The sequence below is a fragment of the candidate division WOR-3 bacterium genome (assembly GCA_026418155.1).
In the GTDB taxonomy this organism is placed as follows: Bacteria; Hydrothermota; Tepidihabitantia; order Tepidihabitantales; family CAIPLT01; genus JAOABV01.
Genome location: JAOABV010000013.1, coordinates 1 through 16,206, shown reverse-complemented (window position 1 = coordinate 16,206; position 16,206 = coordinate 1). Strand labels below are relative to the sequence as shown.

The window sequence follows — 16,206 nt, the reverse complement described above, 5'->3', positions numbered from 1 at the left end:
AATTGTTTTTTATATCCCCAAGGGGTTCACTTTTTATTTAATTCATGATAAATCTTCTCAGCAATTTTTTGGTTAAAGCCATTAAGCCGAGCAATTTCTTCAACGGATGCTGACTTGATTTTATCCACACTGCCAAAGTGTTTTATTAAGGTTTGCTTTCGTTTCGGACCAATACCTGGTATGGCATCTAATTCGGAAACGATTAATTTTTTCCCACGCAATCTTTTATGATATCTTATCGCAAAGCGATGTGCTTCATCTCGAATTCGTTTGAGTAGTTTTAATGCGGGTGAATAAGCTGGAATCGAGATTTCTCGACCATCACTATAATATAATGTATCGGTCCTTTTCGCGAAAGCAAGTAGTGGTATTGGTTTTGGCGCTGATGCATATACTTTTTCCGCAGCCGATAGTTGACCTTTACCACCATCAATTAAGATTAAATCAGGTAAAGGTTGATTTTCACCTATTAATTTGGTTACGCGCCGGGTTAATACTTCTTGAATCATTGCATAGTCATCAGGTCCAGAGACATTTTTGATTCGGAACATCCGATATTCTTTTTTATTAGGATAACCGTTAGTGAAAACAACAATTGAACCTGTTGCCAAAGTACCTGCAATATTTGAGACATCAATGCCTTCAATAGTCTTAGGTGGTTGAGACAAATGTAAGATTCGCTGTAATTCTAAAAGAGGCTGAGAGGGCTTGGGCGCAGGGATAATTTCTGTAAGACCAACTTCAGCATCGGTTAAAGCCAATTTTAACAATCTTTTTTTTATTCCCGAGCGCGGATGATAAATTCTGACTTTTTTGTCTTTTTCTTGTCGAAACCATTGTCGAAAAACTTGTTTGTTTTTAAGATTTATTGGAAGAATAATTTCGTCAGGAATATCATAAGTGTGCAGATAAATTGTTCTTAAGAGCGTTTCAACGATCTCATCCGGGTCAGTTTTTTTATTTAGGATAAAAGGATAATTTTCCTTACCAATAATTTTGCCATCCCGAATTTTAATTAAAGTAGCATTCGCATAAGATTTTGTACGCTGCAATCCTTCTTTACTTGCGGTCTCGGCTAAAGCAAGGCCAATAATATCTCGGGATGCAATATCAGTAAATACAGCATCTTGTTTTTGTGTAATATCTCTCAAAGCAAAAAGTTGGTCGCGCAAAATTGCGGCGGTTTCGAAATCTTCTTGGTCCGAAGCATTTTTCATCCGTTGTTCAAGTTCTTTTTCTAAGCCTTTTGATTTTCCTGATAAAAAAGAAATGGCATTATTTATCCGTTGTCGGTAATCTAATTCTGTAATAGTATTTTGGCAAGGCGCTAAACAACGGTTCATTGCGAAATTGAGACAGGCGCGTTCAGGTTTGGTTAAAGGTAGTTTTTTCTGACAAGTTCGGATTTTAAAAATTGTTCTAACTGCTTTGATGGCACGACGCAGATTTTTGGCATTCGTATAAGGTCCAAATAAAACTGAACCGTCTTTTCTTAAATTACGCGTCGCAAAGATTCTGGGAAATTTCTCCTGAACCGTAATCTTTAGATAAGGAAATTTTTTATCGTCTTTTAACCGCACATTAAAGCGCGGTTTATTCAATTTAATTAAATTGTCTTCAAGGACTAAGGCTTCGACCTCAGATTTAGTTTCAATAATCTCAAAATCATAAATATATCTAATTAATTGTTCACGAGAAAATTGTGTTTGTTCTTGAGTATAAGCCCGAAGCCTTTCTCTAAGATTTCTTGATTTACCCACATAGATGATTCTACCATTTTTATCTTTTAAGAGATAAACACCGCTTGTTTTGGGAACTAAACTTATTTTGTCAACCGGCAACATTAATTAGTATGTACTCTTAAGATAGCAGATAAATGCTAAAAATTAGCCAACATTTATTGAAAGCTGTTTTTTTACTCTTATTAATTTTACCCCTTCACTACACATAAAGGTCTCATTTTGGCAACTTTTTTTGAAATTCCTGCATTGTGGCAAATATCGACTACAATATCAACATCTTTATAAGCATCAGGCACTTCTTCGCGTAATACTTCCTGACTGGCAGCCATAACTAAAATGCCTTTTGATTTTAGTTCGCGCGCAATATCACGATTTCTGGTTTCATCTAATGCTTTAGTTCGTGACCAGACTCGTCCTGCACCATGACAAGTGGAACCAAAGGTTTCCTCAAAGGCTTTTTGTGTGCCTAAAAGCAGATACGAATTTGTTCCCATATCTCCAGGAATTATTACTGGCTGACCAATCGGTTTATATTTTTCTGGCAAGGCCGGATGTCCTGGAGGAAATGCCCGCGTGGCACCTTTTCGATGTACACATACCATTATTTTATTTCCGTTAATCATATGTTCTTCGAATTTCGCAATATTATGCGCAACATCGTATATTAATTCCATACCTAATTGGTCGGGTGATTTATTAAAAACTTGGCTAAAGGCTTCGCGCACCCAATGGGTGATACATTGCCGATTTGCCCAAGCATAATTTGCCGCACAAACCATAGCAGAAAAATAAGCTCTGCCTTCAGGAGATTCGATTGGCGCACAAGCCAGTTGTCGGTCCGGTAATGAAATGTTATATTTTTGAACTGCTTTACCTAAATCCCTTACATTATCGTCACAAATTTGATAACCCAGTCCGCGCGAACCAGTATGAATCATTACAGTTATCTCACCTTTTTCTAACTGGAATATTTTAGCCGCATTTGTGTCGTAGATTTCAACCACTTCTTGTATCTCTAAAAAGTGATTACCGGCGCCAAGTGTTCCTAATTGCGGTGCACCTCGTTCTAAGGCTCGACGAGAAATTTTTGATGGGTCAGCACCTGCCATTTGTCCATGTTCTTCAGTATGTTCTAAATCTTCTTTTGTTCCGTAGCCATTTTCGTATGCCCAACGAGCACCTTTAATTAAAACTTGTTTTACTTCACTTTCAGTAATTCTGATTTTGCCGGTTGAACCAACACCCGAAGGCACATTATAGAATAATGAACGCACCAATTTTTCTAAAATATCTTCAGTAATATCTTTTCGAAAAAGATTTGTGCGAAGCAATCTTACACCGCAGTTAATATCATAGCCAACACCACCCGGTGAAATGACACCGGTTTTTGTATCAAAGCCAGCCACACCTCCAATCGGAAATCCATACCCCCAATGCACATCAGGCATAGCCATTGAGGCTTTTAATATTCCTGGCATTGTGGCTACATTGGCTACCTGTTCCGGTGCCATATCTTCTCGAACCTTATCGACTAATCGGGCATCAATATAAATTATACCATCAACTTTCATTTGTGGCTTATAACTTTTAGGTATTTTTAATCTGTAATTATCAATTTTTTCTAATGGGCCAGTCCAACCTGTTGGCATAATAGTCTCCTTTTAATGATATTAAATTTCTAATAAAATATTATAGAAAAGATATCCGTTATGTCAATCTTTTGAAAGCTCATCGATTTGGTCCTTAAACTTGATAATTGAAAAGATTACAGAATATAGACAAATGCAATTAAAAAATAAAAATATTAGAAATTAAGCATTTGCTCAAAACATTGCTTAAATGAAAATTTTTTCATAATATGGATAGAATTCTAATGTGATAATATGCTCTCTATTAAAATGGATTGTATCGTTTTAGGAACGGATAGGCGATTTGGGAAGTAAGAATTTTATCTATTTTTCGACAGGCTTTTTATTAGACTGGAGTTCTTCTTTTAATTGCTCAACATTTAATTCAAATGCAAGACAACAGCGCAATTTGCCGCAAACACCGGAAATTTTTTCTGGTTCTACATATATATTTTGCTGGCGTGCCATACTTAAGGTAATAGATTGAAGGGTCTCTAAAAAGGTTCGACAACATATTTCGCGGCCACAAACGCCGATTCCACCTAAACTCCTCGTATAATCGCGGACCCCAATCTGTTTTATCACAATGCGTGTTCCTAAAGTATTATTTAACATCTTAAGCAATTTAGCATAGTCGATTCTTTTTTCTGCAATCAGATAGCAATATATTTTATAACGATTAAAACTTTTATCAACTAACACAACCTTTGCTGACGGTTCAACACTTCGAACAATCGGTTCAATTAAGGTATAGAGTTCATCTGCTTCTTTTTTTATAATTGTTTGTTGATAGAAATCGTCTTCAGTTGCTTTTCTTAAAATTTTTCCATAAATTGCCGATTGCGAATAGGGAACTAACCACACAATTTTCCCTAATAATATTTCCTTATAAAGAGTAATTACTACCCAATCTTTGAGGTTAAATTCTTCGTTATTTTCCGTTAGATTCACTAATACCAGTTCGGTTCGAAAAGGATTTATTTGGATTTCAAAACATTGAATATTTTTCTCATCAAGATGTTTTTGTGACATCACAGTTCTTTAGTCCTTACATTTGCTGTAAGATAATAAAATTTACAAATAGATTCATTTGCCCTCTGGGTCTTTTATTATGAGTGGAACATTACCGTAAATCATCTAATTCCAGTGGGTCAATATATTTTTCCCATTCGGGATGTTTTTTTTCTAAATCAGTATTGGAGTAAATTAGAGGAAAAGTTCCATCGTTTCGGATATCAATAAAAATAAAATGAAATCCTTTTTCATAGTAATACCAATGTTCGTGCGGTTTAACATGCTCAATCATCGTATGAGCAATTATTTCATCTGGAGCACCATATTTAATATAAATTTTTCCTCGGTCCGTTTCCCAGCCCGATTTGCCTGCGAACTGATATTTAGTTTCAACATATTTTATCCTCTTTATAAACTCTGCGTAATTATATTTACGCCAGAAGCGCCGCAAAAATTCGTTCTTCCCTTCATAAGTTAATTTTTGATATTGTTTTAGTTCTTTTGGTGTTGCTAATAAATCGATTTTCCGATAATAGAAGGTGTCTTCTAAAGGTAAACTTGCTTTAACCAATGTTGCTGTACTTATATCGTTTCCACTGATAGAAAAGACTTTCCTGCTACTTGCTGTTTGGTTGGACGTGTTATCCTTTAACTGAATTTCTAAAAGATAACTACCTGGTTTTAATCCCTTTGTGCTTAAAGCAAATGCATAGGCAAAACTACTGCCCGATTTCTTTTTAATTTCAGTCGGAAAGGTTTTAATAATCGACTGCTTGGAGTCGTTATCAATAGTTAAAATTCGATAAGTAAATTCATATGGCAAGGTGTCGTCAATTAGATTATAACCTTCGACATAGACATACATTAATTCGTAATGCTGGCCAAATTTACCAGAAGGGTTGGGAATTATCCGTAAGCCTTGTTTGCAGAATTTACCGCCTAAAGTGTCAGGTTTTATTGATGATGCTAACTCGACATCGCTTAAAGCCGGGGCTTGTTCAAAATTAGGAACTGTAATGGTATCAGTAAAAATTAAAGTTGAAATGGCATCTTCGAGTGTTAAGCGAAACCAATATGGCCCTGGTCGGGCAAAAAAACCGAAGCCATCGACCAGCATCATATCTCTTTTTTGTGCGTCTTCAAAAGATGAAATTATTGCCCGTCGTTCAAAATTATCAATAATCGATTCCGGCGTATTAATGCTCTTCAAATAAAACGAGCCTCGATATTGAGCAGAAATCGTATCATTTTTAGTTTTGTAGTGAAAGATATTATAAGGGCAAGAATAATAAACTTCTACCAAAGAAAGTCCTTGGCTGTAGTTAAATGCTGCCCAATCAACTGAAAGTTGTTGTGCTAATAAAAAATTTAGCGAACAAAACAAAAGAACTATTATAAAACACATTCTAAATGAATTAAAAATTCTTAATGGCCTTATTTTCTTTTTAAGTTTCATCTTAAAAACGGAATTAATATAGATGTTTTTTTCATAAATAAGAAAAATCATTAAGTCTTTGAAAGTTGAATTATAGAAATCATAATTTACACTTGGACTGATAAGCCCGATTAGTGTTTTCATATGACCAATATATTTAGTAGATAACATTTTAGGCACGGTAATACAATCATTTTATTTTATTGTTCTCATTTTTATATTTCATTTTATATTATAATTATATTATAACAACCATATTATATTATAACAACCATTTTATCATGGTCATTTTATTTCGGTGAGAATAAATTCGCCAAATCCTCGCTGGTCTAAGAAGACAAACTGTTTCCCTAATCGATAATAATACCAGATCTCATAAGCGTTACGATGTTTTTCAAAAGGCGCATATTCGACATAATCGGGCTCACCATATTTCATATAAATTTTAGCACGGTCAGATTTATAGCCTCTATCACCACCGGAAAATTTTTTTATGCAATAATCAATCCGAGAGAAATACTCCTCTTCGGCTTCATTTATTTCCGTAATAGGGTTCGGGTCATATTTTTTCCAAAAATCATTCCATAGTGACTCTCTTGATGTCACATCGGCCATTTTTAGATTACGCATTTCGGTTTCGGTAGCAATGTACATTAAACGGTCAACCATTTCTAAATATTCAGTTGTCGAGTTAAAAAAAGAATTTTTTATCTCAAAAAAATCAATTGCGGTTAATATTTTCTTCGCTTTATCATCATAAACAATAATTGTTATTCGATACTTGCCTTCGCCGTCTTCAACGAGATTGCGTATGGGCGATGAAAAACTAAGAATTGTTTTTTCTTGAGCAGATTGTGTGTCCGTAATAACTATCGGAACTAAGAAAACCCTTTTTTCAGTTCTCAGACGAGATTTTTTCTTGTCGGATGTTATTGGAAAAGACGGAAGAAGTTCTCTTTTAATTAACAGCGAGCAATTCTTCGCTTGGTTTGAATATAACTCCAATCGAATTCCTAATGTCTCTTCTTTGCCAATGTCAGTTGAGTAGATTCGTTTGGGGTTTGGTGTATTATTTTTATAAAATAGAATTCGATGGGGAAGATTGTAAAGCCGTATATCAAATTTATCTTCTCCATAACTATCAGAGTTAAGGTCTCGGATTTTTACTTTTAAGGTCAATTGGGTTTTATTTTTTGAAGGATAGATAAATTCGAGTTGGAGACTATCGGTTAATGATTTGGTTTGAAGTTTGGTATCTTCATATCTTTCTACGAATACTTCTCTTTCCAGAATTTTGCCGGCGACAAGTTCTTTGTGGTTCCAAATTTGTATGGTAATTTGATAGCGATTTTTAAAACCTTGGTTTTGTTTTGTAAAATAAATATCCGAATAGGGGAACTCATAGAAATAATGCAAGTCATAGCGATTTTCCGCTTTTCGAATCAGAATATAGTCAGATGAAATTTTAATTTCACCAGCAAAAGTATTATTAGTAATTAAAAATACACTAAAAAGCAATGTCAAAACTACCATATTTTCTTTTATTTGAATATACTATTATATATAGTTTAACTTAAGATAAAGTCAACGTCAACTGGTTTAACCATATCAAATTTTAACTAATACATATAAAAACACTTACACTAATTTGCGTTGTTACTACCAAAATGGTGTTAGATAACAATAGGTGTTTAATTAAGGCTAAAAGATTTATAAATTTTGTTGAATAAGGTTTGTTTATCTTATTTTTTTTGTTCTGGGTGAAAAGAATCGACGTCCTTGGGTGGTAGTGATAATCTCTTTAAATAAAGTAACAAAATCATCTTCGTTTTTGACAAAATCTAAATTAGCAGTGTTAACGATTAGGAGCGGTGTTGCGTCATAATGTAAGAAGAAGCGATTATAAGCATCAGAGAGTGCTTCAAGATATTCAGGGCTAATGTCCTGCTCGAAACTTCGGCCACGCTTTTTAATTCGTTCTAATAACAAAGGGATTGATGCTTGGAGATATACAACTAAATCTGGCTTCGGCACATCCTTTTCCAGAAAGTCATAAATCTTCTCATATAATTTTAACTCGTGGTCAGATAGATTTAGATAAGCAAATATCCGGTCTTTATAAAAAGTATAATCAGAGACAATTCTTTCTTGAAATAATGCCTGTTGGGATATCTGTTGCTGTTGTCGATGTCGCGAAAGTAAAAAGAATAACTGGGTGGGTAAAGCGTAGGTTCGCATATCTTGGTAAAAATTGGCAAGAAATGGATTTTCTTCAACTTCTTCTAAGACACATCGTGCATTCAATTTTTCCGCAAGTTTTATTGCCAAAGCGGTTTTGCCAACTCCAATCATTCCCTCAATGGCAATATATCTTAAATCCGTGTCGATATTGGCTGACTCTGCCAAAGAACCACTCCTTTTTTGTCTACTGACTTTAACAGATCTTTAACTGTTTTCTTGATGACCGGATGAAATAGTTCAGGGTTCAAATCAAATAAGGGTATAAGCACGAAAGCGCGTTTATGCAATGCGGTATGAGGAATTTTCAGATTTGGCGTATCAATAATTCGGTCATCGTAAAATAAGATATCAATATCAATTGTCCGAGGTAAATTGCGAATTCCTTCTTTTCGTTTACGACCTAAATTATTCTCAATATCATTGATTACTTTTAGTAATACCTCGGGTTCATATAATGTTTCGGCTAAGGCAACACAATTAAGAAATTTTGCTGAGGTAGTTGGCGCTGTCTTAGGTAATACTGAAATATTATTTCCACTATCATTGATGGGTTCAGTTTCATAAATTGGTGAGATTCGAATCACATTGATATTATGGCGATTAAGACTTTGGATTGCGCGCTTTATCATATATTCACGGTCATTCAAATTAGAACCCAGACCTAAATATATCCGAGCCATATTTTAGACTACTAATTTTTACCTAAAAGTCAAGACTAAATAAAACATCAATTTATGATGTCCAATTATATTATTAATTTTTAGAAAAGATTTTTTTAAGTCCTTTTCGATGACTGCCGGTTATTTCTACGGTCTCACAATAATGTCTTTCTTAGAAAAGAAAAAGATAACTTATTGGTCATATAGTCTATTTTGAGACTTCAAAAAAATAATTTTCTGCTCAATAAAACATGAAATCAAGGAATTTCTTTCTCTTTTCTGTGTCACCAATATGTTGGGTACAAACTTTGAGAGTTTTTATTTTGAAATATCTGAAAAAGTGCCAAGGAACCAATAGTAAACAAAGCAAAGCAAGACAAACAGTGTTCGGAAAACTCAGTATCTTAAGTAGAACTTGGCTTTTTCCGAGTTCTCAATTTTGATTTAACGACAATCAGTCGAAACCGATTCGGAATTATCGTCGGTCTTTTCGTATTTGGCTTTTATCAGGTCTTCAATTGTTCGGGTTTCTTCAGTGGCAACTAATGATTTTGCATGAGCAAATTCCTGTTCAATAAATTTATTATATTCTTCTAATTCTCGAAGGGCCTTTTTGCCACTAGCATATTCTAAACAACGCAGTCGTCTTAATAAGACTTCATAAGGTTTATCAGAAGTATAGGTTAATAAAGTATAGCGAGCAACAAAAGCATGGCAATTGGCACATTCAACATAAACTCGGATATTATCTCCGGTTTTAACTAAAACATTATTGATTAAGGTAGTGCTTTTACATTTGGGACAGGTTTCTCTTTTGGCGCTTTCCATAAATTTTCTCCCTTTGCGTTGACAATAATTTATTTAACTAATAAAGATATGAGCAAAACAAATAGTGTTATAATAATTGCTGACAAGATTGCAATTATGCCACCATATTTGACCATATCTTTTGTTTTTATCAAGCCTGAACCATAAGCAATTGCATTTGGAGGTGTGCTGACTGGTAAGACCATTGCAATTGAGGCTGATAAACCGACAGCAAGTGCCGGACCAATTGGTTTGGTGGTTAAACTTACTGCAATGGGTAAGAGAATTGCCGCGGCACTGGTATTAGAAATGAAACTGGTTAAAAAGATAGTAATCAAAGTGATACTTGTTAATAAAATAACATTAGGTAGGGCGGCAAAATTAATTTGACTGACAAACCAACTGCTTAAACCACTCTTTTCGATAGTCATTCCTAAGGACAAACCACCGCCCATTAAGATTAATGTATCCCAACCAATGCGCCCAAAGTCCTCTTCTTTTAATAATCCTGAACCACTAAAAATAATTACCGGCAATAAAGCAACAATACTGGTTGGAATTTTATGGAGTTCAAAAGTGAGCCATAATAGCACCGTCATAAGAAATACGGCGATAATTAATTTTTGTTCATTAGAAAAACCATTATTTTTTTCTTGTGCTAAATTAATCTCTCTTAAATTAGACTTAAAATATTTTTTTAAGATTAGATAAATCACCAAAAAAAGAATTATTGTTAATGGCAATCCAAAGAGCATCCAGCCTAAAAATGTAATGGTGATATTTTTCGAATGTAAGATACTAATAGTTAAGGCATTAGGTGGAGTTCCGATTGGTGTAGCAATACCACCAATGTTGGCTGAAAATGGAATTCCTAAAGCCAGGGCAGTTATTAAAGGGTCGTTTCGGGGAATGTTTTGCGTTAAAACGAGCACTAACCCAATCATTAATGCGGTGGTAGCCGTATTGGACATCCACATGGAAAGAAACGCGGTTACCGCCATAAAGCCAATTAAAACTTGCGAAGGCTTATTACCAATTCGTTTTAAGATGATAAAAGTGAACCATTCATCCAAATCATATTTCTTTAATGCCTGAGCCAAAACCAGTCCGCCTAAAAACAAAACAATGACGGAGTCAAAAAAGGGCACTAAAAAAATTTTGAAATTACCGCCCATTTGATTAGTTAAAAATATTGCTTCCAAGAATAAAATTACAAAGGAAGTAATATATAAGGGGATAATTTCAGTTATCCAGAATAGAGCGGCAATAGTTAGTATGGATAGTGTCCGTTTTGCGGGTTCAGAAATGTTAGGTATAGGAAGCAGATAAATAACAAATGCAATTAGAAGAATTAAAGTAATATAGATGATTTTGGGGATAACTTTATTCTTCATAGTTAAGTTCGCTTTTGCCGATAAACTTTTTGGACATCATAAAGATTATTTTGATTCTTTGTATCTCGTTATTTTATAAAAAATTTCTTTGTCCGTATCTAATTGATATTACATATAATAAAGTTTTTATAAAAATTTATGCTTAGACATTTTACATTATAAGCAATAAATTAGACTTGTCAATAGCCATATTTAGCAATTTCTGAAAGAGTTAATTTTTATCATAAAATATTGACCGACCCGAAGCGGCGTCGTAGCGAATGGGCGCGTATCGCAAGTAATTCAGAAAATTTGTTCAGAGGATTTAGTATCGCGCCCTCTGGCAAAATGCCACTGAAGACACTGGCGGCATACATCCGTAGGGAGAAACACAAGAAATATTCATTGAGTAATAGTAAAAATTGACTTTTTTCACTGTTGTTTTAGAATTTTATCCTTGACAGTCGCACAATTTTTTTCTAATATATTTTACAAATTTTACTAATTTAGTAAAGGAGATAATATGAAAGTTAGTGTTGATAAAGAACTATGCACAGGTTGTGAACTCTGTGTAACATCCTGTCCTGATATTTTTGAAATGGATGGCGATGTTGCCAAGGCAAAGCAAGAAATCATCGCGCCTGGTGCTGAAGAATGCGCACGACAGGCAGCAGAAGATTGTCCAACTTCAGCAATTAAAATTGAAGAATAATTAATCCTAACGCCAAAATTAATAAGGCCCAAAATTTTTACGCTTAATATTTAATTAGTAATGAGGGGTATTTTTTATTTGTTTATGATGTCTATTATTCTCTTAAGTTGCAAAGGTTCTAAAAACATTGAGCATGCTCAGCGAAAGTTTTGGAGAAAAGGTGGTTATTTTATCCAGACTAATATTGATTTAAAAAATTACCATAAGGGAATTATTCGCGCCCGAGTAGAAAATCGCTGGCAAAACTTCAAAATCCAACCCCTGCCAGAGAAATTCTTGGACTGGAGTTTTCAACGACGCTTAGAAACAATTGAACGCATCCGAAAAGACCAAATGCCTTCTTTAGCTGGTGCTCATAACGGAATGGTTGCTTCTCATGGTTTGAAAAGAAATGATGCGCAATTCTCAATAAACTGTGCGGTAAAAGGTATGGGATTTTTACCTAAGTCAGAAAAGATTAAAGAAGTGCTGAATTTATTAAAAACTACTTTTGATGCTGATATGCAAAAAAAGATTTCAATTCTGGAAAGTTTATACCGCAATGGTAAAGAGATTTTTGACCCAACCAAACAGGTCTCGTTAGAACTTTATGCCACACCGGAATTTGAAACTCACACTTTCTTAAATCAAATGACTGACCCTGGTGTGGCAATTGTCTTTTTAGATTTTCCGTCTTATGAATTAAGAGCGATTGCTCAAATGTTACATCCGCACAATCCTAAACTTACGCCTTATGAGAAAGATGTTGTTGAATACATCAATACGGTTCACGACTATTTTCACAGTTCGTCACCTCGACAATCAATTGCGGTAATTTATCATATTATTGAAGTATTTGACAATACTCCTGGTAGAGCTCGGGGAAGAAGAGTCATGCCACCGTTACCATAAATGGAAGAGATTGGTAAGATAATTGAGATAGAAGGAACAACCGCTAAAATTGAAATTACACCATCAGGTGGTTGTGCCCATTGCACTCAAGCCAATATCTGTAATCCCTTAGGTAAAAATAAGAAAGTAATCGAACTACAAAACAATCTTAATGCTCAAGTTGGTGATTGGGTAAAAATTGAGATAAAAGAAAAACATCGGGTTTTATCGCTATCATTGGTTTTAGGGCTCCCCGTAGTGTTATTTTTAATTGGAGTATTTTTCGGTAGAAAAATCAGCAGTGAGAAGTTTTCGGCAATTTTGGGTGGTGTGGGACTGGGATTGGGATTTTTAGTAGTAAAGATAATAAATAATTATTTGATTAAAAAAGGTAAGAGTTTAGCCACAATTAAAGAAAAGATAAGCCCACCTAATGGTGGTAAATAATAATTAGAGGTTACTTTTTCCGGTTGAAAGACCTTGATACTCCTGCCAGTATTGGGCTAATTGTTTTAATCTTTCGTTAACTAAATAGTTGATGGTTCCTTGAGGATAATTGCCATTTTCATCTTTTGTGCCGGCTTTGACACCGGTTAAGAGTTCAATTCCTTCATCAATGGTCTTTATTGCATAAATATGAAATTTTCCTTGGCGGACTGCTTCTAATACTTCATTGCGCAACATCAAATCGTCAATATTGGCTTGGGGAATAATTACACCTTGAGTGCCAGTAAGTCCTTTGGCTTTACATACCGCAAAAAACCCTTCAATTTTTTGATTGACGCCGCCGATGGGTTGCACTTCACCTTTTTGATTGACTGAACCGGTAACCGCTAAATCCTGGCGAATTGGAATGCCAGAAAGGCTGGAGAGCAACGCATAAAGTTCGGCTGAAGAAGCGCTATCGCCTTCAACACCTGAATAAGATTGCTCAAAGCATAAACTGGCACTTAAGGCTAATGGTTTATCTTGAGCATATTTATCACGAAGATAACCAGAAAGAATTAAGACGCCCTTACTATGAATTGGACCAGAGAGTTCGGCTTCGCGCTCAATATTGATTACACCCGAGGCACCAACACCAATTTTGGCCGTGATGCGCGAAGGACGACCAAAGGAATATTCGCCAACATCATAAATTGATAAACCGTTGACTTGTCCGACAACTTTACCTTCAGTATCAATAAAGATGGTGCCTTCTTCAATCATCTTTTGAATTTTATCTTCGATTAATTTTACACGCTCGATTCTTTCTTCAATTGCTTTTTCAATATGTCTTTTTGATATTACTTTTGCCTTTTCTTTTTGTGCCCAATAATTAGCCTCTTTGAGCACATCCGTGATAAGATTAAACTGGGTTGAGAGATAATTTTTTCTCCCGGCTAAACGGACCCCGTATTCTACAATAGCAGCGACTGCGGTCTTATCAAAAGCAAGTAAATTTTCTTTATGACAAATTCCTTTTATCACTTGGGCGTATTGTCTAATGGTTTCATCGGATAATGGCATTACCCAATCAAAATCCGCCCGAACCTTAAAGATTTTTTTGAAGTCTTCGTCGTAATTATATAAGATATTATAGATGCGAGCATCGCCAATCATTATCACTTTAACATCAATTGGTATGGGTTCAGGTTTTAATCCGGAAATAGCAAACATCGTATAGGGGTCAAAGGATGTTATCTCTAATATCCGATTGCGTAAAGTTCTTTTCAAAGTTGGCCAGACTCCGGGCTCTAAAATTGCATCTAAGGCATTTAATATCAAAAATCCGCCATCGGCTTTGAGAAGTGAACCGGCTTTAATTTTTGTAAAATCAGTTCGCCATTGGCCAGAACGGTCCCAGACCCGCTCAATTGTGCCAAAAATGTTTTTGTAAGTTGGAGTTGTCTCAAAAATAACCGGTGCGCCTTCAAGATGTGAATTATCAACTAAGACATTAACCTTAAATTCTAAAAATTGGTCAATAACTGGACTATGGGATTTTTTCTCTTGAGGAATAAATCTTTCAATATTGGATAAGATTGCTTTTGTGACCTCATCTAAATAATGATGAACCGGTTCGAAATTGAACTCACTTTTAATTTCTTCGATTTGTTCTAAAACGACGGGTTTTATTGTATCTTGTTCTAATTTTGATAAACTGGCGCGGGTCTCTTTTTCAATTGCTTTGATTTTTTGGAAAATTTCATTTAATTCTTGGGAAAATTTATCGAACTTCTTTTGAATTTCTTGAAACTGTTCGCGAGTAATTTTTTGTTCCGCATACAAATTAGCAACGCCTTCAAAATTTAATTGCTGGTTTTCATAAATATAAACCAACTCGGGCTGAGCGATCGGTAGTAATTGCACGATACCAAAATTTTCGGCTTGCAGTTTCTTTTCAAATTCTAATGCCAAGGTAGATGATTTTGCCTTAAAATGTTCAATCAATTTATTTCGGCGCAGTTGATAGGTATCGCTTTCTAAGACCATCGGAATATTTTTCTTAAGGTTCTCAATTAATTCTTCCATCGCGTAAGCGAATTTATCACCCATACCTGCTGGTAGTCGGATTAATTTAGGATTATCAGGGTCAGCAAAATTATTCACATAGAGAATATCATCAGGAATTTTTTTACTTTTTTCCGCAGTATCTAAAAGATACTTTACAGCGGTTGTGCGACCAGTGCCCACTAAACCTGTAACAAAAATATGATAGCCGGCACTGGGAATTTCTATTCCCAACTTTAAGGCTTTAACTGCTCGGTCTTGACCAATAATATCATTACATATTCCAACTTCATCAGTTGTTTCAAAAGGAAATTTGTTCGGGTCGCAAACTAATCGTAGTTTTTCAATTGGAACTTCAAATTGATTGTTTTTCATAATCAGTTATTGCTAATTTAATACCGGCGGCTATCAAGCATATTTTAAAGAATCCTTCTCAATTAGAAAGCGGAGCCGGAGTGCCCCAATTAATTCTTTAAAATAGAATGCTTTCAATTATGCGTAGCCGCCGGTTTTTTGTTTTTTGCATAACACTTATATTTTAATCTTATACCAAATTTTTTGTGATTTGTCAACAAGAATATAGAATTCTGAAAAGGTCAATTTTAGTTTATTGAATACACTAATCTCGCTGGATATTTTTCAGAGACATCGTTGACGGTCTTTCAGATGACTTTCTCTATTGCTTGACACTGGGAATGCGAGAGGCCACTTTGTTTGTCATGTTGAGCGGTAGCGAAACATCTCAACTGCCGGTCTTTCGGCATTCTGTGTGGAGTATGTAAAATTTAATATTCCTCGGCATTTGGGATTCTTCGCTTCGCTCAGAATGACAGAAAGGAAGGCATATTGTCATTATACATTTGATTCAGAATCTTAAAATGCGGATGCTTTTTGGGCAAATGGGATTTGTCGTCGCTTCGCTCACCAGAATGACAGAGAAAGATAAAAGACTCAGAATGCTAAAAGGGAGATGAATTCAGTATGACAGAAGAAAAGAGCCAGAATAACAAAAGGGAAAAATCTCATAATGATAAAAATTAGAATGCGAAGTGGAAATAATCAGGATGAAAGGCATGAAGGTTCATAATGACAAGTCTTTTTTGTCATCCTGATTTAATGCGAAGTGACTTATGAGCGAATATTCGGCTATTTGAAATCTTTAGCCTTTAATTTGCGATGCGCGTCTACTTACAGACAGAATGATAAGGTCTTTTAATTGAACATAGACCTAT

General features: G+C 34.9%; 13 protein-coding genes. 3 read left to right on the top strand and 10 right to left on the bottom strand.

Going from position 1 to position 16,206, the window contains the following annotated elements; translation table 11 throughout:
• Window positions 1–26 precede the first annotated feature (26 nt).
• The 9 genes from uvrC to N2201_02920 all read right to left on the bottom strand — a co-directional run bounded on the left by uvrC (window position 27) and on the right by N2201_02920 (window position 10,920).
• The gene (gene uvrC / locus N2201_02960; protein MCX7785174.1) at window positions 27–1,844 is read right to left on the bottom strand and encodes an excinuclease ABC subunit UvrC; all 1,818 of its coding nucleotides are present in this window, start codon (window positions 1,842–1,844) and stop codon (window positions 27–29) included.
• Window positions 1,845–1,930: 86 nt separating this feature from the next.
• Window positions 1,931–3,391 carry an RtcB family protein gene (locus N2201_02955; protein MCX7785173.1) on the bottom strand — a complete coding sequence of 487 codons (1,461 nt, stop codon included), beginning with the start codon at window positions 3,389–3,391 and terminating at the stop codon, window positions 1,931–1,933.
• 303 nt (window positions 3,392–3,694) lie between these two features.
• On the bottom strand, window positions 3,695–4,402 hold the full coding sequence (locus tag N2201_02950; GenBank protein MCX7785172.1) for a hypothetical protein: 708 nt from the start codon (window positions 4,400–4,402) through the stop codon (window positions 3,695–3,697).
• A gap of 91 nt (window positions 4,403–4,493) precedes the next feature.
• Window positions 4,494–5,963, bottom strand: a complete 1,470-nt coding sequence (locus N2201_02945; GenBank protein MCX7785171.1) for a GWxTD domain-containing protein — start codon at window positions 5,961–5,963, stop codon at window positions 4,494–4,496.
• Between the two features lie 141 nt (window positions 5,964–6,104).
• Window positions 6,105–7,352, bottom strand: a complete 1,248-nt coding sequence (locus N2201_02940) for a GWxTD domain-containing protein (GenBank protein ID MCX7785170.1) — start codon at window positions 7,350–7,352, stop codon at window positions 6,105–6,107.
• Window positions 7,353–7,556: 204 nt separating this feature from the next.
• On the bottom strand, window positions 7,557–8,225 hold the full coding sequence (locus N2201_02935) for a deoxynucleoside kinase (GenBank protein MCX7785169.1): 669 nt from the start codon (window positions 8,223–8,225) through the stop codon (window positions 7,557–7,559).
• The gene (gene folK, locus N2201_02930; GenBank protein MCX7785168.1) at window positions 8,192–8,740 is read right to left on the bottom strand and encodes a 2-amino-4-hydroxy-6-hydroxymethyldihydropteridine diphosphokinase; all 549 of its coding nucleotides are present in this window, start codon (window positions 8,738–8,740) and stop codon (window positions 8,192–8,194) included. The genes N2201_02935 and folK overlap by 34 nt, the downstream gene beginning before the upstream one ends.
• A gap of 423 nt (window positions 8,741–9,163) precedes the next feature.
• Window positions 9,164–9,547 carry a hypothetical protein gene (locus tag N2201_02925; GenBank protein ID MCX7785167.1) on the bottom strand — a complete coding sequence of 128 codons (384 nt, stop codon included), beginning with the start codon at window positions 9,545–9,547 and terminating at the stop codon, window positions 9,164–9,166.
• A gap of 29 nt (window positions 9,548–9,576) precedes the next feature.
• Entirely contained in the window at window positions 9,577–10,920 is a 1,344-nt protein-coding gene (locus N2201_02920; protein MCX7785166.1) for a DASS family sodium-coupled anion symporter, read from the bottom strand.
• Between the two features lie 502 nt (window positions 10,921–11,422).
• Between N2201_02920 and N2201_02915 the strand changes: the two genes are divergently transcribed.
• The 3 genes from N2201_02915 to N2201_02905 all read left to right on the top strand — a co-directional run bounded on the left by N2201_02915 (window position 11,423) and on the right by N2201_02905 (window position 12,928).
• Window positions 11,423–11,611: a ferredoxin gene (locus N2201_02915; protein MCX7785165.1), complete on the top strand. Its 189-nt coding sequence runs from the start codon at window positions 11,423–11,425 to the stop codon at window positions 11,609–11,611.
• A gap of 84 nt (window positions 11,612–11,695) precedes the next feature.
• On the top strand, window positions 11,696–12,502 hold the full coding sequence (locus N2201_02910) for a hypothetical protein (protein ID MCX7785164.1): 807 nt from the start codon (window positions 11,696–11,698) through the stop codon (window positions 12,500–12,502).
• Window positions 12,503–12,928, top strand: a complete 426-nt coding sequence (locus tag N2201_02905) for a SoxR reducing system RseC family protein (protein MCX7785163.1) — start codon at window positions 12,503–12,505, stop codon at window positions 12,926–12,928.
• A gap of 3 nt (window positions 12,929–12,931) precedes the next feature.
• On the opposite strand, the gene N2201_02900 is transcribed toward N2201_02905, so the two are convergent.
• Complete coding sequence (locus N2201_02900) at window positions 12,932–15,349, bottom strand: AAA family ATPase (GenBank protein MCX7785162.1); 2,418 nt, start codon at window positions 15,347–15,349, stop codon at window positions 12,932–12,934.
• Between the last annotated feature and the right edge of the window lie 857 nt (window positions 15,350–16,206).